Origin of the sequence: Peribacillus sp. TH14, from assembly GCF_016651145.1 — a bacterium.
GTDB lineage: Bacteria > Bacillota > Bacilli > Bacillales > DSM-1321 > Peribacillus > Peribacillus butanolivorans.
On sequence record NZ_JAEKEK010000001.1, the window covers coordinates 5118381 to 5143791 of the forward strand.

Annotated in this window: 22 protein-coding genes and 1 other RNA gene; 7 read left to right on the forward strand and 16 right to left on the reverse strand. The window is 35.8% G+C overall.

Translation table 11 applies throughout. The annotated features are described in order from the left end of the window. Positions 1 to 8: 8 nt before the first annotated feature. From JFU50_RS24645 to phaQ, 8 genes are all read right to left on the reverse strand, one after another. Positions 9 to 581: a polyhydroxyalkanoate biosynthesis repressor PhaR gene (locus JFU50_RS24645; RefSeq protein WP_053346018.1), complete on the reverse strand. Its 573-nt coding sequence runs from the start codon at positions 579 to 581 to the stop codon at positions 9 to 11. Beyond that, the gene (locus tag JFU50_RS24650; RefSeq protein WP_201180578.1) at positions 559 to 1188 is read right to left on the reverse strand and encodes a hypothetical protein; all 630 of its coding nucleotides are present in this window, start codon (positions 1186 to 1188) and stop codon (positions 559 to 561) included. Before JFU50_RS24650 ends, JFU50_RS24645 begins: the two co-directional genes overlap by 23 nt. Before the next feature lie 117 nt (positions 1189 to 1305). Beyond that, entirely contained in the window at positions 1306 to 2631 is a 1326-nt protein-coding gene (locus tag JFU50_RS24655; RefSeq protein ID WP_201224581.1) for an MFS transporter, read from the reverse strand. A gap of 85 nt (positions 2632 to 2716) precedes the next feature. Continuing rightward, the gene (locus JFU50_RS24660; protein ID WP_201224582.1) at positions 2717 to 4306 is read right to left on the reverse strand and encodes a class I adenylate-forming enzyme family protein; all 1590 of its coding nucleotides are present in this window, start codon (positions 4304 to 4306) and stop codon (positions 2717 to 2719) included. A gap of 24 nt (positions 4307 to 4330) precedes the next feature. Then, positions 4331 to 5095, reverse strand: a complete 765-nt coding sequence (locus tag JFU50_RS24665) for an SDR family NAD(P)-dependent oxidoreductase (protein ID WP_201224583.1) — start codon at positions 5093 to 5095, stop codon at positions 4331 to 4333. A 304-nt stretch (positions 5096 to 5399) separates the two neighbouring features. Next, positions 5400 to 6830: a sigma-54 interaction domain-containing protein gene (locus JFU50_RS24670; RefSeq protein ID WP_116822079.1), complete on the reverse strand. Its 1431-nt coding sequence runs from the start codon at positions 6828 to 6830 to the stop codon at positions 5400 to 5402. A 365-nt stretch (positions 6831 to 7195) separates the two neighbouring features. Further along, positions 7196 to 7747: a hypothetical protein gene (locus tag JFU50_RS24675; RefSeq protein WP_057213883.1), complete on the reverse strand. Its 552-nt coding sequence runs from the start codon at positions 7745 to 7747 to the stop codon at positions 7196 to 7198. After that, entirely contained in the window at positions 7728 to 8168 is a 441-nt protein-coding gene (gene phaQ, locus JFU50_RS24680) for a poly-beta-hydroxybutyrate-responsive repressor (protein WP_053346010.1), read from the reverse strand. The genes JFU50_RS24675 and phaQ overlap by 20 nt, the downstream gene beginning before the upstream one ends. A 530-nt stretch (positions 8169 to 8698) precedes the next feature. Between phaQ and JFU50_RS24685 the strand changes: the two genes are divergently transcribed. Together JFU50_RS24685 and JFU50_RS24690 are read left to right on the forward strand one after the other, a co-directional pair. Then, on the forward strand, positions 8699 to 9487 hold the full coding sequence (locus tag JFU50_RS24685; protein ID WP_223305279.1) for an alpha/beta fold hydrolase: 789 nt from the start codon (positions 8699 to 8701) through the stop codon (positions 9485 to 9487). A gap of 1078 nt (positions 9488 to 10565) precedes the next feature. Continuing rightward, a complete protein-coding gene (locus tag JFU50_RS24690; protein ID WP_313888824.1) occupies positions 10566 to 11354 on the forward strand; it encodes an alpha/beta fold hydrolase in 789 nt (262 codons plus the stop codon). A gap of 64 nt (positions 11355 to 11418) precedes the next feature. Here the strand turns inward: JFU50_RS24690 and JFU50_RS24695 are convergent, their stop codons facing one another. Continuing rightward, positions 11419 to 11856, reverse strand: coding sequence for a hypothetical protein (locus tag JFU50_RS24695; protein WP_201180589.1), 438 nt, complete (start codon positions 11854 to 11856; stop codon positions 11419 to 11421). A 157-nt stretch (positions 11857 to 12013) separates the two neighbouring features. On the opposite strand from JFU50_RS24695, the gene JFU50_RS24700 reads away from it, so the two are divergent. Further along, complete coding sequence (locus tag JFU50_RS24700) at positions 12014 to 12817, forward strand: alpha/beta fold hydrolase (RefSeq protein WP_242485262.1); 804 nt, start codon at positions 12014 to 12016, stop codon at positions 12815 to 12817. 583 nt (positions 12818 to 13400) lie between these two features. Beyond that, positions 13401 to 14486, forward strand: a complete 1086-nt coding sequence (locus tag JFU50_RS24705) for an MBL fold metallo-hydrolase (RefSeq protein ID WP_201224587.1) — start codon at positions 13401 to 13403, stop codon at positions 14484 to 14486. Between the two features lie 57 nt (positions 14487 to 14543). Here JFU50_RS24705 and JFU50_RS24710 read toward each other — a convergent pair whose 3' ends face one another. Then, entirely contained in the window at positions 14544 to 15479 is a 936-nt protein-coding gene (locus JFU50_RS24710; protein ID WP_201180593.1) for a DMT family transporter, read from the reverse strand. Between the two features lie 890 nt (positions 15480 to 16369). Between JFU50_RS24710 and JFU50_RS24715 the strand changes: the two genes are divergently transcribed. Continuing rightward, positions 16370 to 16690, forward strand: a complete 321-nt coding sequence (locus JFU50_RS24715; protein ID WP_201180595.1) for a YnfA family protein — start codon at positions 16370 to 16372, stop codon at positions 16688 to 16690. Positions 16691 to 16837: 147 nt separating this feature from the next. Here JFU50_RS24715 and JFU50_RS24720 read toward each other — a convergent pair whose 3' ends face one another. The 5 genes from JFU50_RS24720 to ssrS all read right to left on the reverse strand — a co-directional run bounded on the left by JFU50_RS24720 (position 16838) and on the right by ssrS (position 21149). Then, positions 16838 to 17977 (reverse strand): MFS transporter, encoded by a 1140-nt coding sequence (locus JFU50_RS24720; RefSeq protein ID WP_242489097.1) that lies wholly within the window; start codon positions 17975 to 17977, stop codon positions 16838 to 16840. Next, positions 17940 to 18182 carry a hypothetical protein gene (locus JFU50_RS31070; protein ID WP_242489098.1) on the reverse strand — a complete coding sequence of 81 codons (243 nt, stop codon included), beginning with the start codon at positions 18180 to 18182 and terminating at the stop codon, positions 17940 to 17942. Before JFU50_RS31070 ends, JFU50_RS24720 begins: the two co-directional genes overlap by 38 nt. Positions 18183 to 18462: 280 nt before the next feature. Next, positions 18463 to 18645: a hypothetical protein gene (locus JFU50_RS24725; RefSeq protein ID WP_201180598.1), complete on the reverse strand. Its 183-nt coding sequence runs from the start codon at positions 18643 to 18645 to the stop codon at positions 18463 to 18465. 539 nt (positions 18646 to 19184) lie between these two features. Beyond that, positions 19185 to 20552 carry an MFS transporter gene (locus tag JFU50_RS24730; RefSeq protein ID WP_201224588.1) on the reverse strand — a complete coding sequence of 456 codons (1368 nt, stop codon included), beginning with the start codon at positions 20550 to 20552 and terminating at the stop codon, positions 19185 to 19187. Between the two features lie 409 nt (positions 20553 to 20961). Beyond that, positions 20962 to 21149: non-coding RNA, 6S RNA (gene ssrS / locus JFU50_RS24735), on the reverse strand. Between the two features lie 384 nt (positions 21150 to 21533). Between ssrS and JFU50_RS24740 the strand changes: the two genes are divergently transcribed. Then, complete coding sequence (locus JFU50_RS24740; protein WP_201224589.1) at positions 21534 to 21740, forward strand: twin-arginine translocase TatA/TatE family subunit; 207 nt, start codon at positions 21534 to 21536, stop codon at positions 21738 to 21740. A gap of 639 nt (positions 21741 to 22379) precedes the next feature. On the opposite strand, the gene JFU50_RS24745 is transcribed toward JFU50_RS24740, so the two are convergent. Next, positions 22380 to 23786 (reverse strand): amino acid permease, encoded by a 1407-nt coding sequence (locus JFU50_RS24745; RefSeq protein WP_201224590.1) that lies wholly within the window; start codon positions 23784 to 23786, stop codon positions 22380 to 22382. 542 nt (positions 23787 to 24328) lie between these two features. Here JFU50_RS24745 and JFU50_RS24750 point away from each other — a divergent pair. Further along, on the forward strand, positions 24329 to 25390 hold the full coding sequence (locus JFU50_RS24750) for a DUF3900 domain-containing protein (protein WP_201224591.1): 1062 nt from the start codon (positions 24329 to 24331) through the stop codon (positions 25388 to 25390). Positions 25391 to 25411: the final 21 nt, after the last annotated feature.

A 25411-nucleotide genomic window follows, 5' to 3' on the forward strand; every position in this document is an offset into this window, starting at 1 on the left:
CCTTATTATCATTTAGATGTAACAGCTAGGTTTTGTTCTTGTTTTGCTTTTGTATCAATGTTTTTGCCCATTAGCTCTTTAAGAATCAGAATCTCCTCTTTTAAGCTATGGATTTCTGCCAATTCACTTTTCACTTCTTGGAGATTTGATTTCAACTGTTTTACCTCTTCTAACTCTTTTTTGGATATCGTTTGCTCTTTTTTTAGCTGTTTTACTAGCTTAATAATGTCACGGGAAACTTCAGTAATGCTTTCCATTTCCTTATTGGAGGAATCAACAGAATCTTGTAATTTCCATAACTGTTCTTCCAGCGAGTCCAATTTTTCTTCCGTTTGGATAGCTAATTTCGCTACGTTAGACAAATCTGCTTTAGTAGGTACGTTCCATTGATTGGCGAAAAACTCCTGGTTCTTTTTAAAAAACTCCAGATAACGTGCTTGGGTATCCGAAGTTAATCTTGAATAGCTTACAAATTCCGGATTATTTGACGATCCTTTGATGAAATCATTTGCTTGTTTTTCCCATTGGTCACTAAATTTTTTAAACATATCATAAGGATCAAATGTTTTTTGATCTACCATTTTCTGAAGAACCCCCTGTATTTTGATTTGATTTAATTGATTCGTTTAATCCCTCCATATATGTATGAAAAGGAAAAAACACATTTTTCATTTGGTTATTCATTATTTTCAAGAAATCACGTTGTTTATTCTGGATAATGGAAGCAGTTTGTTTCATATTGTCCACATACAGATTGCGGTTATTTTGTCTAAATTCAACATGCTCTTTCAATACGGACATAAAGTTGTCAACATGTTCGCCATTTAGCAGATTAGCCCCTGATGTTAACTTTGTTGTATTGTTTTGAACATCATCTAATTGTTTGTTAATTTCCTCATAGGACTTTACTGGGAAAAAATATTGCAGGACAGTCGTTGCGTTGAGAAGTTCCTCTCTAGAGATTTTTTCCCAATGATGCAGCTCTTTAGAAAATTGTTCACTGAGTTCTTTACTATTTTTATGATTCCTTTTAACATTTTCTGCAAATTGGAGAGCAGATTGAAGTAGTACTTCCTCACGAAATTCTGTCCTTTCAACCCAAGCATCTAATTGTTCAAACGCTTGATTCCATAAAAGGTCTAAACTTGAACTTGAAGTGTTTTTTTCGATTTGGTGTATTTTTGCCATTATATTTTCCCTCCACGCTTTACGATCGAAGTCATTATTTATAGGACTTCGTCAAAAATTCATATATACTTCCCTTACCCACAAATAATCAAAGATAATAAAAATTACTAAGCAACCTTAAATAACCTTCTCTTGGTTTACCGTTGGAATAACTGAATCCGATACCGGCTTTTCTTTAAGTATGATTGCACAAACAACAGACAGGGCCGCTACTGAGGCAAAAAATATAAAAACGTTACCAAAGTCTTGTGAACCATCCGCCCCTACAGTCACTAAATAACCCGCGACAAGAGGAGACACAAACGCACCCAGTTGACCAATACCATTAGATAACCCAGTAGCACTTCCGACTATTTCCTTTGGATAGCGTTTAGGCAAAAAAGCATAAATTGAGCCGAAGTTTAAGTTAACAAAGAAACCGACAAGCAAGAGCAGAGTGAGCAACAGGGTAGGTTTCCCACTGTCTATCGCACCAAGCATCCACAATACAGGAATACTACCTATCCCTCCAATTAAAGCAACAGGTTTCATACGACCAAGAACTTTATCCATCAGCCATCCCCCTAATAACATAGCGAAGAAAGCAATGATATAAGGGGCAGAACCAAAGAAGCCCATTTCCTTAATATTCATCCCATGCTGCGTAACCAAAAAACTAGTTAACCAGGTAGTAGTTCCCCAATAAACGGCCAATTGACAAAAAAGAAGCAAAGTATAGACATAAAAATGAAAGTCTTTTAAGAAAAGCCCGTAGGTTTTTCTTTTCTCTTCCTTCGACATCTTTTCAATTGGAGAATCGTCTTGTCCATCAATATCCTGTTCCTTACTTATTCTCCCTTTAGCAATCATTTCTTTTGGGGTATTCGATACAAAATACCACAGTAAAAAAATTGCAACCGCACCCGGAATAGCAAGAACATAGAATACCGGTCTCCAATCCCCCCCAAAAAAGTAGAAAGAGATACTAGTGACTATAACTGGCACAATTGCGGGAGCAACTGCCCATGAAGTTGCGAAAAAAGAAGTGGCTCTTCCTTTTTCATTTTGAGGAAACCAGTTGTTTATTGCCCGAATCGCTGGGGCAAAATGATGTCCTTCTCCAAATCCTAAGCCAATACGTAATAATAAAAACTGGGTGAAGTTTTTGACAGCTCCTGTTAAGGCTGTAATGACAGTGAATACCAATATTGCAATGTACATAACCTTTTTAGGACCAATTTTATCAGCAAGATAACCAGCGCTTATTTGAGCAGCAGCATAAGCAAAGAAAAACACGGATGCAAGTTGTCCTACTTCGACTGGGGTTAAGTTTAAATCTTCCTGAATAAATGGAAGGAAGGTTAAGACTGCCATCCTATCAAAATAATTAATAATATAGACCAGCCAAAGAACGACAAGAACGACATAACGGTAGTTCCATGCTTTTTTCACAATTTTATTCAATATGATCGCTTCCTCTACATAGATTATGGTAAATCAATCCGCAATAAATAATTAGAGATGCTTTACTACTAAATAGTGTGAAATTTTAATTAAGCAGAAGATTCTTCAACTCGGCCTTTAAAACTTTGCCTGCCGAATTACGAGGAAATTCTTCTACGAATTGAATTTCTGTTGGGACCTTATAATTGGCTAAATATTCGGAAACAAAATCTTTTATTTCTTGCTTTTCAATGGTTTCATCAGCCTTGGGTATGATAAAGGTTTTTACGACTTCGCCCCAGAGAGGATCTGGAATTCCTACTACAGCGGCTTCTAATACTTTTGGATGATTATATAAAACATTTTCTACTTCAATCGAGAATATTTTTTCCCCACCACGGTTTATCATGTCTTTTTTACGGTCCATAATATATACAAAACCATCCTGGTCTATTTTTGCTAAATCTCCTGAGCGCCAGAACCCATCAATGAATGATGCTTGGTTCGCTACCTCATTGTCCCAATAGCCCTCAACCACCATTGGTCCCTTCATTAATAATTCTCCAACTTCTTCAGGTAAACATGGTTCACCCTTATCATTAACCACTTTTAATACTCCAACAGGAACCGGCAATCCAACCGAAACACTCTTGTTTTGATTATAGGATTGTGGCATTATTGTTGCTGGTGAAGTACTCTCGGTTGCGCCGTAAGCATTATGCAGATAGGCATTCGGAAAATGCCTTTTTAAATTATTAATAGTTTCGGAAGACATAGGTGCACCACCAAAGGCAATACAATTTACATTTGGATACCTATAATTTAGAAAATCTTGGTGAGACATCATCATGACATAGATGGTTGGGACGTTAAATAAAAAGGAAACATTTTCTTCAGCTGTTAAACGAATATATTCTTCCGTCCTATATCTACTCATGATAACGGATGTCCCACCTATTCTAACCATGTGCATTAACTGGCCAATCAAGCCGGTGACGTGAAAGAGAGGAACAGCGATCAATGTCCGTGTTTCTTGATTTAATTTTAGTACCTGTTCATAATTCATTGAGCTGTGAATGGCTCCTAAATGACTACCAATGGCTCCTTTTGGAAGTCCCGTTGTACCTGAAGTATACATAATGAATAACTCATCATCTTCCGAGACATTTATGTTTACAACTGAAGATTTTTGTTCTAGGACTTCAAAAGGAAGATAGTCTTTTCGCCTTGGTGTTCCATTTCCAATCAAGAAATAATTTTGAACATTTATGATTGAATCTTCATCCCTCAAGTTTTCTACTTTAGGTAAAAATTCATCATCCGTAATCAAAATTTTGGTGCCGGAATGTTCTACCATATAAGAAAGTTCTTTTTCTTTTAATCTCGTATTTAATGGCACAACTATGGCGCCAATTTTCGCACAAGCAAACACTAGTAAAGAGAACTCGATACTATTCCCCAATAAAAGGGCCACACGGTCTCCCTTCCCAACAAGCAAAGAGTTTTGTAAATTACCGGCAATATTTTCCACTTTATCGAGCATCTCTTGATATGTGAGTCGAATTCCATTCATGACCAGTGCTTCTTTTTCGGGATATTGTTCAACCGTTTCTTTCAACATAGACATGATATTTTTTGGCCGTTTTCCGAAAACCTTCATTTTACGATTAAAATGCATTTCTTCCACGATGTTCATTTTCATACCTCCTTAACTAGCTATTTATCTTGCAGTCCAGCCCCCATCGACATTCAATATTTGGCCCGTAACATACGCAGATGTATCAGAAGCCAAGAAAACCACTGGCCCTACCAAGTCTGAAATTTCTCCAATTCGTTTGATCATTGCGGAATCTATTATCTTTTGAAGCCTTTCAGGGTCAGAGAGCCAGTCACCAGTCATCGGAGTTTTTATATATCCTGGTCCAATTGCATTAACGGTAATATTATATGCAGCTAATTCTTCCGCCCATACTTTTGTCATTTGGTTAATGCCACCTTTACTTGCAGCATAAGATGTTTGGAATGGCATTCCAATCGTTCCTAAAATAGATGAGATATTGATTATTTTTCCATAGCTTTGTTTGATCATTTGTTTGGCACAAGTTTGACCAACTAGAAAGATTCCTTTTAAATTAACTTCTAAAACTGTATCCCAGTCGCTTTCTTCTATGTCAATTAATGGCTTACGAATATTGAGTCCCGCATTGTTCACTAAAATATCAAGTGAACCAAATCTATCGACAATTTGGCTAACCAAATCTTCCACTTGACACTTCTTAGTAACATCGCAAGAAATGTAGTGTGCATCAATATTTTCTTCCCTTAACTGTAAAACCGCTCGTTCTCCTTCCTCAGTTCCTCGGCTGGAAATGACAACTGTTGCATCATGATGGCCTAAAGCCTGAGCCATTCCAAATCCAATACCTTTACTACCTCCTGTTACTAGTGCAATCTTTCCTGCTAGATTAAATGTAGGCAAATTCATACTCTTTTTCCCCTTCCCCTTTTTGAATGACTGTTCTTTTGTTTCAGCAAAAGAATAATCAAACCGCCATTTATATATTTTTTTAGACTTACACAAATAATTAGTTAATGCAATTGCCGTGCCAACTTTTATAATTGGATGAAAAAAATTAATTCATGGCACCTTTTTTACCCGAAATATGTTTATATAGCAATGAATCGGGGTAGTAAAACTTTATTTATTACAAAAAAAGCCAACGAATATACGTTGACCATAATGGATTATATAAATTTCCCTTGATTACTTTCTTCATCATTTACCGTGTTTACAAACCTAATCTCTTCATTTTCTTTACAAGTGCCGATTGACTGATGCCTAATTCTTTAGCCGTGCTACGTGTTGTTTTATATTCTTGAATTTTCTCTTTTATTATCTTTCGTTCAACATTTTCAATGATTTCTTTTAATGTACTCTTTACATTTTGTTTAAGTTCTAATCCTTGTAACATACTTGGTGGCAAATCCTCCAAGCCTATTTGTTCCAGATCGGCCGTTACAACTAATCTCTCAATCAAGTTTTCCAACTCCCTAATATTACCAGGCCATGGATATTCCTCGAAGAAACGAATGATTTCCGGATGAAAACGCTTATTTAATCGGTTCTTTTTGTTCATTTTATTTAAAAAATAGAAGGCTAGCGGTACGATATCTGCTTTCCTTTCTCGTAATGCTGGTATTTTAATGGGAACAATATTTAATCGATAGTAAAGATCCTTTCTAAACTCGCCATTTTCGACCATTTCCTCCAAATTCCTATGTGTCGCTGAAACGACCCTTACATCTATTTTGAAGCTACTTCTCCCGCCGACACGAGTGATTTCAAATTCTTGTAAAACCCTTAATAATTTAACTTGAAGATCAATTGGCATGTCTCCAATCTCATCTAAAAAAATCGTACCCCCATTTGCTTGTTCAAATAAACCAGGTTTTCCACGACTGTCCGCACCTGTAAATGCGCCCTTTTCATATCCAAAAAGTTCAGATTCAAGAAGGTGCTTTGGTATGGCTGCACAATTCACTTTAATTAAAGGTTGGTTTGCGCGTTCACTTTCTTGGTGTAGGTATTTAACGATGACTTCTTTCCCGACGCCAGACTCACCTAAGATGAGTAAAGTTGAATCAACTTTTGCCAGTTTTTTAGCAAGAAGAAAAACCTTTATAATCTCTTGGCTTTGAGCTACGGATCCGTCAAGGTTCATATGCAGCATTTCCTTTTTTTTAAGTTCCTCGATTTCATTTAAATATTTTTGGGTTAAATTTATGGAATTTTGCAGTTCGGTCTTCATATGGTTTAAATCCGTTATATCCCTTACGTTCGTTACAACGTAAGCAATTTCCCCATTCTTGTCATATACAGGATTTCCAGTAACTAATAGTTCCTTTCCTCTTACAGTCTGAATAATCGTTTTTGGCGCTTTTCCATCTAAAACTTTCATTGTAACGGATTCAGAAACTAGGCCCTCTTTCACCACTGTTTTCATATTTTTACCAAGAAGTTCCTGGCTTTTCACACCAGTAACTCTTGAGTATGCATGATTTACCATCATTCCATTACCATTTTTGTCGGCAACGTATATCCCATCGTAACTTGACTGAAATATGGAAGCTAAGATGTTTTGGATGTCTGTATTGTCAACACTTTCTATCTTGGTGTCCTGAGATATGATGAAGTCACCAATTGTATACATATTTTGCATTTCATTCGCCCCTAAAAAGTGTTTTGTAAGAATAACAGGTAAAGCGTTTTTAAATAAACTTTTTGTTTTAGATAAATAGAATGATGAATTTTCGAATCAAAAAACATAGGTGATTCAAAATGTACTCAATTACATTTATTTATTTAATTCTCCAAATTGTTGGAAATCCCTTTTTCTTTTTTCAGAATTTTCACTATACTCTACATAGTTAACGAATTCTTTACAAAACTTCTAATTAGTTGGATGAATTTGAAAATGGCCAAAAAAATAACCCGTACAAGCACTAATGGAAAGTACCTGTTCATGGTTATTTCTCAATGAGATTTTTCATTTTTAATAATTAACGGTCTCGAGCTTACAATCTACTACTTATTTACCCCTGAACCTACCATAACTTTAAAACCGTCTTCCACACGACGTAATAATCTAAGCTGTGCTGTTCTAGCAAGATTAATGTATTCGTTTGAATTAGCTGTACGTTCTTTTCTATGTGTTTGTAAGTTCTCTACATAGGCTTTATTGTTTTCAACAGCCCTCTTTTCAAATCGCTCCATTATATCAAAGGATGATTTTAATGGAGTTAACATAATGTTTTCGAATCGATTCACGACTTCCTGTCCTTCATTAATGAAAGAACGATGTCCCTCTGACAAAACTTCCTCTGCTTTATTACTTTGGAATGAGTTCATAACATCCGCATTTACTTTTTTATTTCCTTCGTAAAAGGATGTGAGTGATTTACGAAGTTCAGCATTGAACTTTGACGTTTCCTCAAGTGTCCTAATGTATACTTCCTCTTGATTTTCAAGGACTTTGCGGGACCGCTCAATAGCACCTTCATACTGATTCCAAACTGTATTAACGATTGATTCAGAAATATAGGCCTTTTCAATTTGTTCATTCTTCTTTTGACTCATTTTTGTTCCTCCCCTTATTCTTGCTAGATTTCTCTATTGAATCCCTCATCTGAAATGAAGGCATATAGAGCTCTAAAAAACTTGAATACATACGGAAAAATTGATCCAACATGGATTGGTAGTTCTCCAAATGGGTTGCATGGGTTCTTAAATAAGCAACACCAGCGTCTGTGATCGAATATTTCCTTTTAGCGGGACCACTGCCTGTGGTATCCCATTCAGAACTCACTAAATTATCTTGTTCCAGTTTTCGCAATAGCCGATATAAGTTCCCTTGATCAAGGGTTTGGAACCCAAAGTTTTGCAGCTTTTGGATAAGCTCGTAGCCATGTAAGGAAAATCCGCTGAGAAGTAACAAAATAAATGGCATAATAAAATTTTTCGAAGGGGCTAATGATTGTTCTTTGTTGTCTTTTGCCATCCAATTTCACCTCGATAATTAATCTATATATGTATTTTACACCTATAAGTAATTACAAGTCAAGCGAGCACATATATATATAGTGTAATTGACTGAAAAATTAATAAAGTAAATCCATTAAGGGGCAAGAATTTAATTTTACAGAAAAAGGAATACATCACTAAATCTCGAATTAGTCAAGTACGGACCAAACTATTTGAGAACGGTGGTGACTCCCAACACGTGTTAGACAAAGAAATGGCATCCAGAACTTATACGACTTAGAACCGAGAACGTTTGTCACGATTAAGATTTTGTCTTGCGTTATAATTCAAAATAGCCATGGTTGGGTGCTCCTAAGAATTGAACTATGCTGATGGTATATGTACGAGTGGAGTGAATGGCGAGCTCATCCACTATTGTACGAAAATTTTATTACTAGCAGCTTGACGTTACATTAAAAGAGAGCATGCGGACATCGATGCAATTACCATGTTTCATTCTTCGTATTTATGGCAATTAAATCAAAACAAGTTAAGGGGGTTTTGATTGTGAAAAAGACAGCTGTCAGTAAAAACGAAATGCCTTATTTACGTGTTGGTTATGGCGAATCTTTAATTCTCATTCATGGACTTGGTGAAATAAAGGAGGGTTGGGGGAAACAGTTTGAATTAGCAGATCAGTATGACCTGATTGTTCCTGATTTAAGAGGACATGGTGATAATCTAAGAATGGACGGAATAACGATTAAAAATTTTGCAAAGGATATTTTGTCCTTACTTGATGAATTAAAAATAGAAAGCGCTCATATTTGTGGAATGTCAATGGGGGGTATTGTAGTACAGGAAATTTATCGGCAAGCACCAGAAAGATGCCTATCCTTAATTTTAGTCAGTACGTTTTATCATGCCCCAGCACAGTTTAGAACAATCTTTTTCCCTGTTCGAAAGGCAAGGGCACTCTTATTGTCTTCCGAGGAGCAAAAATTAATGGCTGCCAAAACTTGTTTATACTCTTGGAAACAGGAGAACATGGAAGCATTCTTCAAGTTTTATAAACCAAACAAAGAAGCTTACGTTAAATCTATGGAGGCATGCCTAGAAATCGATAATCGCTCTTTATTGCCGAAAATTAAAGTTCCTACACTTGTTATTGGCTGTCAATATGATTCAATAACCCCAGTTTGGATACAGATTCTTATGCACGAACAAATCCCTAACTCTGATTTAGTTATTTTCCAAAAATCAGGACATATTGCAAAACTTGAAGTTACGGAAAAATTCAATCACACATTGCGTCACTTTTTAAATGAAAACGGACTGACTGAAAAAGCTGGATAACTTGTCGAAGGAGTACTTTCTTCCCTTTTATCTACCCATTGGAATCAAAGAATATTATTAATTCTAGATCAACACCAATAATTCAGTCTCAGAAACGAAGAAATGATTCCTTTTTCAATGGAAGCATTTCTTCTTTATTTTATTGAACATTGATCACTACATTGATTGTTAATGCTTAGATTTTATTTTCCCACCCAATCCGTTCCTTTGAAACAGTTACAGAAGGAGCACGGAAGTTATTTTACAAAATCAAAAACTCATTCGAATTGAGTGAGTTTTTTGCATGATTAGAAATTAAATAGCTGAATATGTGCAAAGGATATCATTCTTTTCACGGCTTTGAGGGGAAATCAAATTATTTGAACAACATCGGGGGACAAAATCATCGGTTCATTAAGAGACAAGTCCTACTTTAACGTTAATTCGTTGACATTTTTGCCTTTATTAAACTTATTAAAATAACCCTAATCATCACTTCATGATTTTAGGGTTATTTCAGCATATCTTTAGGTAAATTGAATGAATTTATAATTCACATCCATTTAGAACAGTGGTGACTCCCAACACGTAATATAAGACAAAGAAGCTTTAGGGTATTCAGGAGTCCTACGCTTTAAGACTGGATATTATTTTGCCTTACATTTCAAAATAGTTATTTTAGATTTGAACTATGCTGGAAGATATATTCTTTGTTCGAGAGGATTGTCGAGCGCCTCCCTACTATCAAAGACTTGATAAAAAGATTAAAACATGACCTTAACTTTCGCTGCGAATGTAACAATCACGTTTCTGATATACATCCTCCGTTACTTCCTATTCCCGTTTAGTCAAGAAATCTCAGAAATAATATGCTGGAAAAAGTGCAGGACTCCATTCCTCTTCATGCTATGAAAAGGGTTTAGTTCTTTTAGATGCCACACATTTTGAGCAAGAGACGACCGTACAACTGCACAACATAAAACTCTTACCGGAAAGAAGGCAAAAGATTATAGAAACAATTATTAAACACTCAATTACAAGTGATTAACCATCCGTAATTATGGAAACTCTATTAAAACAAGTTAAGGAGGTTTTGAATGTGAAAACGATAGCTGTTAGTGAAGACGAAATGCCCTATTTGCGTACTGGCAATGGCGAACCTTTAGTTCTCATTCATGGACTTGGTGAAATAAAGGAAGGATGGGAAAAACAGTTTGAATTAGCAGATCAGTATGACCTGATTGTTCCTGATTTAAGAGGTCATGGCAATAATCCAAGAATGGACGGAATAACGATTAAAAATTTCGCGAAGGATATTTTGTCCTTACTTGATGAATTAAAAATAGAAAGCGCACACATTTGTGGAATGTCAATGGGGGGTATTGTAGTACAGGAAATTTATCGGCAAGCATCAGAGAGATGCCTATCTTTAATTCTAGTCAGTACGTTTTATCATGCTCCAGTTCAATTAAGAACATTGTTTTTCCCTGTTCGAAAGGCACGAGCACTCTTGTTGTCTTCCGAGGAGCAAAAATTAATGGCTGCCAAAACTTGTTTATACTCTTGGAAACAGGAGAATATGGATGAGTTCTACAAGTTTTACAAACCAAACAAAGAAGGTTATGTAAAATCTATGGAAGCATGCCTTGAGGTCGATAATCGCTCTTTGTTGCCAGAAATAAAGGTTCCTACACTTGTTATTGGTTGTCAATATGATTCAATAATCCCAGTTTGGATACAGATCCTTATGCACGAGCTAATCCCTAATTCTAAATTAGTTATTCTTAAGAAATCAGGGCATATTGCAAAGCTTGAAGTAACAGAAAAATTCAATCATACATTGCGTAACTTTTTAAATGAAAACGGACTGACTGAAAAAGCTGGATAAATGGGAAGGAGTTCATCCTTCCCTCTAAATTCTTTAATTGTTTCCTTTGGAACTGACAAGTTTGTCACTTTACAAAGAGCAACTTTACCTCTTTTAGTTCATCCTTTAAATTATTGATTTCATTATTCATCATTTCCATACGACTTTCTTTAAGTACAAGACTCATCTCATTCAATACTTCTTTCAAGGAAGTGAAGTTACCTTTTTCATTCCATTTTTTTGATATGTTGTATGTTATGTCATCTAAATGATCTAGTTTAGTTTCATTCATAATATAATGCTTAGCAACATTAACTATCTCTTCTTTACTCATGTAATTCATGAAGTCCAACCAATATTTAATAATGGCTCTTTGGTCCTGGACTTGGTTTAGGTGTGACCCTACTAACTCTTCTACCAGCAATACGAATCGTTCGCAATTTGCCGTCTGTTTAATATGTTTATTCCACTCTTCTTCAAGATTTTTATATTCAATATATGTCTCATTTTCCATACCTGGCATTCTATTCTCCTAATCTACTAACCCCTATGGTGTCCAGATTAAGCGTAATGTAGTATAGGATTTTAGTCAATTAGCAATTTTTGAAATATTTGGTACGATCACATAATAGAATCATATATAATGATTAAAATATTAATTACAGAAAAGAGGTATTTTCATGCCATTCGTAAATCATGACAATGAAAGCCTTTACTATGAGGTTCACGGACAAGGTGATCCTTTATTGTTGATTATGGGGCTCGGCTATAACTCTTTATCCTGGCATAGAACGTTGCCCACTTTAGCTAAGCGCTTTAAAGTAATCGTTTTTGATAATCGTGGTGTTGGTAAGAGCAGTAAGCCTGAACAGCCATATTCTATTGAAATGATGGCTGAGGATGCAAGAGCGGTCCTTGATGCTGTTTCGGTTGACTCAGCACATGTATATGGGATTTCAATGGGTGGAATGATTGCCCAAAGGCTGGCAATCACTTATCCGGAACGTGTTCGTTCTCTTGTTCTAGGTTGTACCACTGCGGGTGGTACTACTCATATTCAACCTGCTCCAGAAATATCTACTTTAATGGTATCTCGAGCCTCCCTTACAGGTTCTCCAAGGGATAATGCCTGGTTAGCGGCACCAATAGTTTATAGTCAAGCTTTTATTGAGAAGCACCCTGAATTAATTCAGGAAGATATCCAAAAGCGAATAGAAATCATTACTCCGCCAAGCGCATATCTGTCTCAACTACAAGCTTGTCTAACTCATGATACATCCAATGAACTTGATAAAATAAACATACCAACATTGATTATACACGGTGATGCAGATAATTTGGTTCCATATGAAAACGGTAAAATGTTAGCTGAACGTATTCAGGGTTCTCAGTTTCACACCGTATCCTGTGCAGGCCACATTTACATAACAGAAGCAGCTGAGGAAGCAAATGACAAAGTTATACAGTTTCTAGCTCATCAATAAAGTCAGCAAAAAGTATCTGTGGGGCGATTGCAACTGCTACAATACTTCCAGATCAAGTATAGGAAATTAGCGGATATCGCAATAAAATTACCTGGCTCACCAAAAGGTCAGTAAGAAGGCGATTATAAACCAATCCATCTAATGGGCTCTCTTGTTGAGCAAGCGCTTTTACTTTTCTACGATGCTGTCATCCTTAGATTTAAAGACAAAAAGAAATTGGATCCAATAAAATGTATGGACGACATGCCAATCAATGATGAAATAAAAAGTAAGATGTAAAAAACAGCAAGGAATTCTTCTGAATTCCTTGCTGTTTTTTGAATTAAGATAGTTGATTGAAGTTTATTTTAATGGAATTATTTTATTTTAAAACCTAACCCAAACATTTTATATATGGGCTAAAATCAAACATATCCTTCACTCCTTCTGATTATTAATTATATTCAGTTTAGTAATATGCAATAACCTGCCAGTTAAGGAATAAGATGTAAGGCTTTTTAGAACATCACAGTAAATAACCTTCCAAATTCTGTGTTATGATAAGTAAACGAAAATATTGATTAAATTTAGGAGGAAAGTATATATGCTTAAAATTATAAAGTTTTTAACTTTCTTTTTTATTTCAGGTACACTTTTTTTGTACCTTTATCCTCCTTTAGGGAGACGAGCGACTAAAGAAAAAATAAAAAGTTTCAGCACGAAGGAGAATTTTGTTGATGGGAAGTTCATCAACCAGATTCCTGCAAGTCAGGCGATGAGCCTCAAACATACAGGTTCGATACTACGGGATTATATAAAAGGAAATCCCAATAGGCGGCCCGACAATCCTATTCTGATTGAAACTAAAGAACATATGATAGGTGATTTCAATAAAATCACCTGGTTTGGACATTCTGCCTTCATGTTGGAGATGGATGGAAAAACCTTATTAGTGGATCCAATGTTTGGTAAGGCCCCCACTCCCTTTCCACTGTTTGGAAATAAGCGGTTTAGCAGGGACTTGCCTATAGATTTGGAAAGACTTCCTCCAATCGATGCGGTTCTCCTATCACATGACCACTATGATCATTTAGATTATTACTCTATAAAGAAGTTAAAAGATAAGGTCGGTCAGTTCATTGTTCCACTGGGGGTTGGGGGCCATCTTGAAAGATGGGGCGTTAAAAAAGAAAAGATTCAGGAGCATAATTGGTGGGATGAAGTTAATTACAACGGCCTGCATTTGGTTTGCACGCCTGCGAGACATTTTTCCGGAAGAAGTTTACGCGATGGCAATACAACTCTGTGGTGCTCCTGGGTAATTAACGGAAAACAAGACAAGATATTTTTTAGCGGGGACAGTGGGTATGGTACACATTTTAAAGAAATTGGAGAAAAATTCGGTCCATTTGATCTTACATTAATGGAATGTGGCCAATATGATGAGCGCTGGTCCACCATCCATATGAAGCCTGAAGAAACAGTTCAAGCAAACATCGATGTGCAAGGAAAACTAATGATTCCGATTCATTGGGCAGGGTTCACATTGTCATTTCATGACTGGACAGACCCAATTGAAAGGGTAACTAATGCGGCCAAAGAACATTCCGTTCAGGTTTCTACACCGCAAATAGGCGAACCAGTATTTATTGGAGTAAAAGAGTTCCCTCAAACAATATGGTGGAAATAAAATCAGTCTATCCTAATTTGGGATAGACTGATTTTATTTATTTAACTGTGTTCTTTCTTACTTATAATAAAGATTCATTTTTATAGTATGATCTTTCTTTCCCCCAAAATAATTTGTTCCGATTACACCTAAAATGATAAGGACCGACCCGATTATATCGTAGGTTGTAATCTTTTCATTTAGAATAAGTGCTCCTGCCACTATCGTGACAACGGTAGAAAGGTTTGCAAAGACACTCATTTGTGACGCCTTGATTTTTGATAAAATGCTGTTGGATAGCAACGAAGTGACCAATGAGGCCAATATTCCTAAATACAAAATGGAACTGATGAATTCCATGCTCAACCATGGTGAAAAGAATTCCTGCATTGTTCCTTGGTTGATGTGGGAACTGATAGCGGTAATGTTAAAAATGACGAATCCTATTCCCATCATAAAAAAGGACATTTCACCTGGGGTATAATCTTTGGCTAGTGAACGGGTCATTGTCGTATAACATGCGGTAGCAATACAGGATAGAAGGATTAACACCATTCCGAGCATGTCGGAAAAATTGATTGAGCTCCCTTTCAATACAAAAATAAAAATGACACCCACTACCGATAAGACAATCGAAAGCTTCTGATATAAAGACGTTTTTTCCTTTAAGAAATATCCCGCTATCATCACCGTTATAATCGGGGTAACGGCTGATAAGATTCCAGCATCGGTGGATTGTGAGTATTTAAGTCCGAAGGCTTGAAAGGCAAAGAAAAGAGTTGGAAATACTAATGACAGCGGAACCAGTTTTTTTGCTGACTCCCACGTGTAATTTACTTTGATGACTTTAAAAGCAACTAATAATGATATGATGGCGAAGGAAACGCTGAATCGGAACGCCAATGTATCAAGTGGATTTGATTCAGCAATTGCCATTTTCGTGAATAAGAATGATAGGCCGACAATACTGGCATGAAATATGGCCAACATATATGCAAAAGATTGGGATTTCATAGATGCAGCTCCTCAACTAGACTACTATATATCCATTTTAGGTATAGTACCCCTTGAATCTGAATTGCAACCCAAGTTTAAAGGTAAAAGATACAGGTCCCACGATCCTCCCCTTAAATATTGCAGGTTATATTAAGCTTCAGTAATCTTATTATTCTTAGGAAGGACAAAAATTGTTACGATTAGCGAAGTTTTTACTCTTGGTTATATATCTTTTGGTTTTTATTATATTTGGATGGTTTTAGTATTATATGAATGACTAAAACTAAGATTCCTAAAAAGGCAATAAGAAAAAGCAAATCCGTAGGTAAAGGATTTGCTTCTTCTGTTCTGCTTAAAATATAACTTGAAACAATACCTAAGTACTTAACATTAAATCTCCTTTTAAGTTTAGTATGTAAATTAAATTGGAACTAACTTCATGAAGTTAGTTCCAATTTCGATGTGTGTAATACAATCTGATTTCTTCAAAGCAAATCAGTATATTTAATTTATTTTAGTGTGATACAAATTAAAACCCTTTTAGGGTGAATGGTCGGTTGAAAATATGGTCTGCGGATATTGATAATAAAAGGTATTCAGCAAAAAAGTTTACTTGGTAACATACCTCTTGTAGTGATACCTTTAATTATATTGAAAAGCTTCGATTTGTCGGAAATACGATTGAATATCTCAAAGAAACCCAATAATGAATTTCCTAGTCTAGATGTAGCATGACTTCATTTTCTTTAATAATGCTAGAATAGATGGAGATTCTGTAGCTAACTTTCAGTTATTATCACTATTTATTCACAAAATAATAGAAACGACCATTAAGACATTACTAAATAATGATTATTTTCCATTTTCACTTATGATAAAATTTCAAGGAGAAAGTGAGGTTAACATATGTGACCACTATTATATTTCTTTTGGCCGGTCTAGCTGAGATTGGTGGGGGTTATCTTATTTGGCTTTGGTTAAGAGATGGAAAATCCATTTATTTAGGATTTATTGGAGGGATCGTTTTAGTTTTATATGGCATCATTGCAACATTCCAAACGTTTCCAACTTTCGGGCGTGTATATGCTGCATATGGCGGTGTTTTTATTGTGTTATCGGTATTATGGGGATGGGGCATCGATAAGAAAACACCTGATTTATATGATTGGATTGGGGCTGCAATCTGTTTAATTGGGGTGTCTGTCATCATTTGGGCGCCGAGACATTAGAAGTAAAGGGCTTTAAAGCCCTTTACTTACTCAAAGCAGCCGATTGATTAAATATTTTTCGATCGTAAGCGTACGCAATATAAAATCTCATGTCCTCTCGGGATCATTATTTAGTTGTCTTCAGATAACCTTGGAATGAATGTTTTACTAAACCAATTTCTTTTCCTTACTACTAACGGCCATATTGCTGGATTTTTCCTGTATAAACCAAATCGCAACTGCCGCGATAATGCATGGAATGGCAAATGCTAAGAAATTAACCTGCAATGACAATTTCATATCAAGCAAGACCCCGCAGAAAGTAGGAGCGATAATTCCACCTATTCTTCCTACACCTAATGCCCAGCCTACTCCAGTTGAACGGATTTCGTTAGGATAAAACTGTGATACATAAGCGTTCGTTACGATTTGTGTACCAGTTGTAGTTCCTCCCGCAATGGCAATTAACACATAGAGCATGATCATGCTTGGTTTAAAGCTCAGCATCGTAAGTGTTGCAAACCCTATGACTAAGAAGGAAACCAGAACCGCTTTAGATCCAAATCGATCAGCAAGCTTTCCTCCGACAATTGCCCCAAATACGGCGCCTAGGTTAAGTGTCACAAGGAATGTTAAGCTGGATCCTAATTCATATCCTGCCCCTTCCATAATTTTTGGAAGCCATGTACTCAATCCGTACATCACAAACAGGCACATGAAAAAGGCGACCCAGAACATGATTGTACTAACTGTCCGACCATTTTTGAATAATTGTTTCACCGGGAAACCAATAGAATCATTTTTACTTTTCTCATGAAGAACATAATAATCATTCGCAGTGTATTTCCCGTTTACATCCACTTGATTCAGTACGGCCGCCAATTGGCTTTTTTGGTTTTTTAATATAAAATAATTCAATGATTCTGGTAACATTTTATAGAGAATCGGCATAAAGATCAGTGGAAGAGCACCAAGCCATACCACTGCGCGCCATCCAAAGTTCGGAATCAGATACATCGCACCTAATGATGCAACAACACCACCTAATGCATGTCCACTGAACATAATAGCAACCAGTGTGCTACGAATTTTTTTCGGAGCATATTCAGTAATAATTGCTATTAGATTAGGCATGACTCCCCCCAATCCTAAACCTGCAACAAAACGTTGTATTCCAAAAGAAGTTGGCGTATCCGCAAACCCTGAAGTAAAAGTAAATATAGAAAAAATGACCGTACAAATTAAGATGACTTTCTTTCTTCCAAATTTATCAGCTATTGGTCCAAAGACTAACGCGCCTATCATCATTCCAAACAAAGCATAGGTCGCTAAATAATCCTGCTTCTACAGCAGTGATTTTCCACTCAGTCATCAAAGATGGTAGGATTGTTCCAAGCATGAACATATCATATCCATCACAGATAATGATAAAGATACAACATAATAAAATCTGTAAATGAAAGCGGTTAAATTTTTGTTCATCAATCATTTCAGATACACGGATTGTGCGCATTTCCTTCGCCTCTTTCTTCTTTTCCTTTATTGACGAAAGTCTAAAGGAACATTCTAAGTTTTTTGAAACCAGCTAACCACCAAATAAAAAAATAACAATAAAGACTTAAATTACACTTATATAGAACTAAGTTCACTATATATTAACTTAATTTTTAGAATATTGTCAATTATCAAAGTCCATAAAGGTTCATAGAATAGGAAAAACTTTTTATAAAAAAAGGCAAAAAAAAGCCCTCTAGTCAAAAGAGGACTTTTTTGAAAATAAAGAATTTAGGCATCTAATGCTTCTTTTCTCTTTCTTTTTTAGATTCTGTTATTAGATCATACCCAAGATAAAGGATAATGACTGCGCCTAACAATTTAATATATAACGGAATATCCGCTACAAAGAAATATATCATTGAGAATAATGTTCCTATTATAGATAACCAAAAAATTAAATGTTTTAGAATTTTTTTCAAAGTAATGACTCCCTCTCAAAAGATGAGATTAATTATTCTAGTTCGCTCCACTTCAAGGAGGAATATTAATTATCCGTTCTTTCATTTTAACATTTATCCTTTAAATAATGGAGTAAATCATATTGCGAAATATGAACAATTAAGCAACTTTTCATAGAAATTTTATTATTGCTCTAAAACTTAGACCACATTATTTATGATATCATTTATTTTTACAACCTATCATTGACAAATATACATTTTCCACTCCCCTAATAATAATTACTTTGTCATTTAAGGAATTTATAGATAATGGGGTTTACAATATAGTTTGCATCAGTCATCTATTGAATCTCATTTTTGTAATGATTACACTTTATCCAGACAGCACCCTTCGTTATTTAGAACATTGTGTCCTTTGAGCAGATCTGCGAAGAAACTAATTATAAGACTAAGAAAGAAATTTAATTAGGAGCAACTATACAAGCTCTCCTAACATAAAATAAACATGAAAATGGCAGCTGTGGATATCACCTACGTCGCCATTTTCATGTTTATTCTTACAGTATATTCATTTTATTGGAGTCTACCTTTATTTCTTCACTTTGTTCTGGTTGATTATTTTTATAATAAGCCATCTTCACTGGAACAAAGGATAAAGCAATCGCGGCAATAAGACCAGGAATAGCAAAAGCAATAAAATTCAATTGAATTGGTAGCGAGATTGATAATAGGAATCCACCAAGGATGGGTCCGAGCATACCACCAATCCTTCCTATTCCAGATGCAACCCCAAGTGCAGTCGATCTAATATTTGGTGGATAGTACTGGGAAACATAGGCTTGTACAAGATTTTGGGCGCCAATCGTACAGGCCCCTGCAATCGCTACTAATGTGTAAATCATGAAGGAACTTCCACCCATTCCTAACAGTGTCAAACTAATTGCACCTAGCGCATACAACGGTACAAGCATTTTTTTAGAACCATATCTATCACAAAGCTTAGCTATTATAAGAGTACCTACGATAGCTCCACCTTGAAGAACGATTAAGAAACCTAGACTTGAATTCAAAGCATACCCCGCTTCAATCATTAGCTTTGGTAGCCATGTATTCAACCCATATACCATCAGTAGACACATGAAAAAGGCAACCCAGAACATCAAAGTACTTAGAGCGCGGGAATTTTTAAACAATCCGACAATCGGCAGTTTCTCATCTGATTTTTTCACTTCTATAATTTCGTCATGTATGGTGAAATTGCTATCAGGACTGACTTTGGATAATACTCTGATTAATTCCTCTTTTCTGTTAATTCTAATGAGATGTGTGGAGGTTTCTGGTAAATGCTTCATCATGATTGGTAGAAATAGTAAAGGTATGCCGGCAAACCAGAATATGGACTCCCAGCCTAATGAAGGCATAAGTAGGATACCTAGTATCGGGGCAAGCATCCCCCCGAATGAATAGCCGCATAATACAATCGAAACGACCATGCTTCTCATTGTTTTCGGGGCGTAATCCGTCAATAAAGCGATGACGTTCGGCATAATGCCTCCCAGTCCTAACCCCGCTAAAAATCGAAAAGTAGAAAATATAGTAGGTGTACTCGCAAATCCACATAGCAATGTAAATAAACTAAATAAAATCAATGAAATGGCAATGACGTTTTTTCTTCCAATCCGATCCGCTAATGTCCCAAAAAAGATGGCGCCGAACATCATACCGAATAGACCATAGCTTCCCATTGCTCCCGCTTCCACTGAAGTTAGATTCCACTCCTCTGTTAACACTGGTACAACCGTTCCATAAACGACAAGGTCGTACCCATCAAAAAGGATGATAATGAAACACCATGCCAACAAACCGAAATGAAAGCGGTTAAATTTACTGTTACTAATTACCTCTGTCGTGTTAATACTAGCCATAAAAAATTTCCCCTCTCTAGGTGACTATCAATATCCACATGATAGCGCTTACGGAATTGCTAATAAAAAAAATAACTTTTCACTAACTTTACACAAATAGTGAACCGAGTTATCTAATTGTTATTATAATAGGCAATTATCTGATATTTCAATAAAAATTTTCACAAATTAGTCATAAACATCAAAACACCAAAGCATAAGCCATCTTGAAATATAATGAATTCATGAGTGTAATGGAGAATTAAGATGATTTCGATTGAAATCGTTTCCAAGTTACCTGTATTAAAAAATTTTTTTTTCACACTATAATACAACAACTATTTATTATAGATATGTTATTCAATAGCTCAACAGGATGAAAAAACAGAAAAAAACCAGTCCCTGATCGGAACTGGTTTCTAATTTTAAAGATAGAGCCGCCATTGCCGTATTCACGTAAGAAAGTTTTAAACCACCACTCCTCAAAGTGGGTGTTTGCAGAAACAATCCTGTTGTCCAAGTCAGTGACGAGGCATAACATTCCTGTTTCGATGTAAAACTCCCTATTACAGCTTAAAGGTTAAAACTTAATTATCATTACGAACAACGCAGACTTGTATAGTTATAATACATAAATTCATTCTCTCTTGCAAGACTAATAATTCCCAAGTAACAAAAAAATTTTTGTATTTCGTAATTAGTTATTGATTGCAATGAGACTCTAATAGTGGATTCTGTAATCCTTCCATAAAAGACTATCTATGTAAAGACATTAATTTTTTCAAAAAAGTATAATATGTTATGTAACAAACATTATAATGAAGAAAGATCTATAGAATTTCATGTGATTTATAAGATATAGGAGGTAGAATCTAAAGGTTTTTAAAGTACTATTTATCCCTTTATATATATAGACTCTTACAATTAATAGTAATTTACATTTGCAAATGCTCGTCAGGGGTCTATAATATTATATATCAGATTTGATAGGAGTGACTAGCTATGCTTTCAAACATTGGTTTTCCTGGTTTAATTCTAATCTTTCTTTTAGCATTAATTGTCTTTGGGCCGAAAAAACTTCCTCAAATCGGACGCGCTGTAGGTACATCGCTTCGAGAGTTTAAGGATGCAACGAAGGGAATAACAGATGAAATTCAAGAGGAATTTAAAGAAGACGTTCAAGTCGCGAAAAAAGAATCGGTAAAATAAAAAAACAATGAAAAAGACGCCTGCACGCAGGAGGCGTCTTTGATGCGTTTGAGGCGGGAACCGTCAGGCCACATCCCGACGTTTAGCTTAAAAAGCATGTTCTTCGACTTACACAAATTAGCTCATCGCTTTATTAATATAACATTTAACCTGTATTATATCAAGAGAATTATTGAAACTCCTTAAAGAAATTTCATTGTTGTAAGTTTAAAACCGCTTCTTTTTGTAATTGGTTATAAATTAATAAAAAACCATGTAATTTTATCCTACTAACCAGGGTTGATGTTTTCGATTAAATATTCTACCGAGGAAACTTGTCAAATATAAAATTTAAAATCTATATTCTCTACTGAAAAAAATAGGTATTAGCCTTCTTGTAAAGATACTACACTCCTTTTTGCATCATCTTTTAGACGACCTCTCTCCTATTTACTTTTAAAATCCAACATATTGTTTATTACTGATTAACTTCAACTCCATTTAAAATAGCTTTATCATTGTTGTTCAAGCTTCAATATATACTTGCCACTTTTATTTCAACCATAACACTGCATATTAGTCTTAAACTACTTTGACTTTCTCCACCTTTAATTTAGAGTTAAACAAAAAAACACTCCGATGAGTGTTTTTTTAAAATTATTATTTTTCCTGCTGATTAAGATTGGAATGTTTTCGAGAATAAACAAAGTAAATCACGATACCAATAGCCATCCAAATTAAGAAGCGTATCCATGTATGGCTACCTAGTTGTAACATAAGGAATACACAAAAAACGATGGCTAAACCTGGCACAAGCGGTACGGCCGGACAATAGAATGCACGTTTCATATCTGGTCTTGTTTTACGTAAAACGATTACCGCTACCGAAATCATCGTAAACGCTGTTAACGTTCCGATATTAACCAATTCGGCCAATTCACCAAGTGGTACAAAGGCTCCTAGTAAGGCTGCAATTATACCAAACATCCATGATGCCGCATAAGGCGTATTATATTTCTTATGAAGTTTTGATAAAGATTTAGGCATCAATCCATCACGTGACATCGCAAACATGATACGAGTTTGTCCATATAACATAACCAAAATGACCGTTGTCATTCCAATAAAGGCTCCAAGGTCAATAATTCCTGCAATCCAATTCTGGCCTGCACTTTGTAGTACTAAAGAAATCGGGTGATCCAGTGCCGTTGCGAACTGAGCATACGGTACCACACCTGTCATAATTAAACTAACAATCATATAAAGTACAACACAAATAATCAATGAACCGATTATTCCTCGTGGTAAATTCTTTCCTGGATCTCTTGTTTCCTCAGCTGCAGATGCTACTGCATCAAAGCCGATAAATGCAAAGAACATTAAAGCGGCTGTAGAAAATACTCCACTGATTCCGAATGGCATGAATGGCTGCCAGTTTTCAGGTTTCACATAGTAAATAGAAGAGACGATAAACAGCAAAACAACGATCACTTTAATAACAACCATAGTGTTGTTGATCCTGGTTGTTTGTTTCGTACCTCTAGAAATCAATAAAGTAATAGCCATAACTATTATAAAGGCTGGCAAGTTCATATAAGTTGTAACACCCTCAATTGAACCAGGTGCTGCCGTTAGCTTCTCCGGGAAGTTAATCCCGAATCCACCTAAAAACGATTGGAAATAACCAGACCAGCCGGCCGATACGGCACTAACCGCCAATAAGTATTCAAGGATTAAATCCCACCCTATTATCCAGGCAGCAAATTCACCTAGTGTTGCATACGCATAAGTGTAAGTTGAACCAGATACCGGCACGGATGATGCAAATTCAGCATATGAAAGTGCTGCGAATAAACAAGCAAGACCGGCAATGACAAACGATAACGAAAGTGCCGGACCAGCATTAACTGCTCCAGTTCCCGTTAATACAAAAATACCAGTGCCAATTATTGCTCCAATTCCAAGCATCGTTAAATCCCAAGCACCTAGTTCCCTTTTCAACCCCTTACTGTTGGAACCAGCGTTTTTCAATAAGTCCTCAATAGACTTCTTTCTAAAAATACTCATGTTTTCTCCTCCGCAAATTTAAAAAACTATTCAGAAGATAACAAATAAATGTATTCACTTACTTTTTACAGTAGAGAATTTTCGACAAAATTCAACAATTCCTGAATTATCTGACTTTCAAATTATACGTATTAAACCCTTATACGTCAATGGTTTTATTATAGTAGAATTTCTATTTTGAAAATTCGTTGAATATACCTAATGATTTTTCGACAAAATTCTCTATCAAATATTTAGGCGCATTTACATATAGAACGTTAAAATAAATATCCAAATTTTATAATCTTACATGAATGGATTTGACAAATCCTGAGCTGGGATACCTACTTACCCTTTTAGATCTTCATTTGATTCTATTTTCCAATATATCCAAATTTTAAATAGAGACTCCAATTTATGTTCCCTACTCTTATTATGGAATAATACACCATAATTATTCTATCCATTCAAGAACTAAACGTTTGACGGAATCGATGTACATCTCTATACTTATTAAGTCTAAAAAGTACGGGAAATATGCTTAATTGGAGATGGTGACTTTCATGGATTTTACGATTACCTATCTGTCTTTTTATTTAATACAAGTTGAAGGAAAAGGCGATCAGGCTGATAAACGATTTAAACATTTTCAAACACTCGATACCCAGGAATACGAAGAAAGTCCTTTAAAGGATTTTTTGGATGGGGAATTGATGAAAATCTCCAAACGAAAAGTAGACCGTCATCCAAAAACTGAACAAATACCCACAAAAATCGGTTCTTTTATTGTTGAAGAAGGCCATGCACTTGATTCCAATCCTAATTACAATGTATTTAACCGTGTCCGCTTTGCCGGTACAAAAGAAGTCTTCCAGCAGGAAAATGAACAATTCGCTCAGTCTTATATAGATACAAGTGCAGTGCGTGGCGGAGTCTTCCTAGTCGCATCTGCTAAATTAACGAAATATCTAGATGAACCGTTCGTCTTCTTATTAAAATGTGATTTCGAGCCGAAGGTTGCTTCCATTTCAGATGAACGAACACTAATTCGACACGTTGAAATGGCAATCACCACTAAAAATATGAAATCAATCCAATACCCCTACATGCCCGAAGAAGGGATGGTCGAAGAAGGCGAGCTGAAAATCCACCAGGCTTCACATGCACGCTACTTCGAGGACTTTTTGAAATTCGTTGAATATGGCGAATCGATGCCAGAAATCATGAAAAACCAGGTCATCCACATGGTCCATGAACATGTATCCGCTCAATTCGAAGAAAACAGTGACGAACTGCACAAATTCGAACAGGACCTCGAAATCTGGGAAACAAGCGAAAAGCGGGAAATCCAGGAACGCCTTGAAACCCACCAAGTCGTCGAAGCCACAGCCCAGATTGTCGAACATACACCTGAAGCTGAATTACGAATGAAACTAGGCAGTACATCAATCAAAGGACTTCTAGCCGATTTCGGCGACAGCATCCATTTAGGGAAGATTAATGGGAAGTATGTATTGATGATAGAAGCCGATTCAATTCAATTCGATAAAGGCGTTTCGCCGATTGAATTTCATAGACCTGATGATTTGCAAATTTTAGTAGAAAAAATCCTAAATAAAAATTGATGAAAACCCGAGTCACAAGAA

Coding starts and splice junctions, on each gene's coding strand:
- JFU50_RS24645 (WP_053346018.1), bottom strand. CDS start 581: ATGGTAGATCAAAAAACATTTGATCCTTATGATATGTTTAAAAAATTT.
- JFU50_RS24650 (WP_201180578.1), bottom strand. CDS start 1,188: ATGGCAAAAATACACCAAATCGAAAAAAACACTTCAAGTTCAAGTTTA.
- JFU50_RS24660 (WP_201224582.1), bottom strand. CDS start 4,306: ATGAACATCGTGGAAGAAATGCATTTTAATCGTAAAATGAAGGTTTTC.
- JFU50_RS24665 (WP_201224583.1), bottom strand. CDS start 5,095: ATGAATTTGCCTACATTTAATCTAGCAGGAAAGATTGCACTAGTAACA.
- JFU50_RS24670 (WP_116822079.1), bottom strand. CDS start 6,830: ATGCAAAATATGTATACAATTGGTGACTTCATCATATCTCAGGACACC.
- JFU50_RS24675 (WP_057213883.1), bottom strand. CDS start 7,747: ATGAGTCAAAAGAAGAATGAACAAATTGAAAAGGCCTATATTTCTGAA.
- phaQ (WP_053346010.1), bottom strand. CDS start 8,168: ATGGCAAAAGACAACAAAGAACAATCATTAGCCCCTTCGAAAAATTTT.
- JFU50_RS24695 (WP_201180589.1), bottom strand. CDS start 11,856: ATGCCAGGTATGGAAAATGAGACATATATTGAATATAAAAATCTTGAA.
- JFU50_RS24700 (WP_242485262.1), top strand. CDS start 12,014: ATGCCATTCGTAAATCATGACAATGAAAGCCTTTACTATGAGGTTCAC.
- JFU50_RS24705 (WP_201224587.1), top strand. CDS start 13,401: ATGCTTAAAATTATAAAGTTTTTAACTTTCTTTTTTATTTCAGGTACA.
- JFU50_RS24710 (WP_201180593.1), bottom strand. CDS start 15,479: ATGAAATCCCAATCTTTTGCATATATGTTGGCCATATTTCATGCCAGT.
- JFU50_RS24720 (WP_242489097.1), bottom strand. CDS start 17,977: ATGATGATAGGCGCGTTAGTCTTTGGACCAATAGCTGATAAATTTGGA.
- JFU50_RS31070 (WP_242489098.1), bottom strand. CDS start 18,182: ATGCGCACAATCCGTGTATCTGAAATGATTGATGAACAAAAATTTAAC.
- JFU50_RS24730 (WP_201224588.1), bottom strand. CDS start 20,552: ATGGCTAGTATTAACACGACAGAGGTAATTAGTAACAGTAAATTTAAC.
- JFU50_RS24740 (WP_201224589.1), top strand. CDS start 21,534: ATGCTTTCAAACATTGGTTTTCCTGGTTTAATTCTAATCTTTCTTTTA.
- JFU50_RS24745 (WP_201224590.1), bottom strand. CDS start 23,786: ATGAGTATTTTTAGAAAGAAGTCTATTGAGGACTTATTGAAAAACGCT.
- JFU50_RS24750 (WP_201224591.1), top strand. CDS start 24,329: ATGGATTTTACGATTACCTATCTGTCTTTTTATTTAATACAAGTTGAA.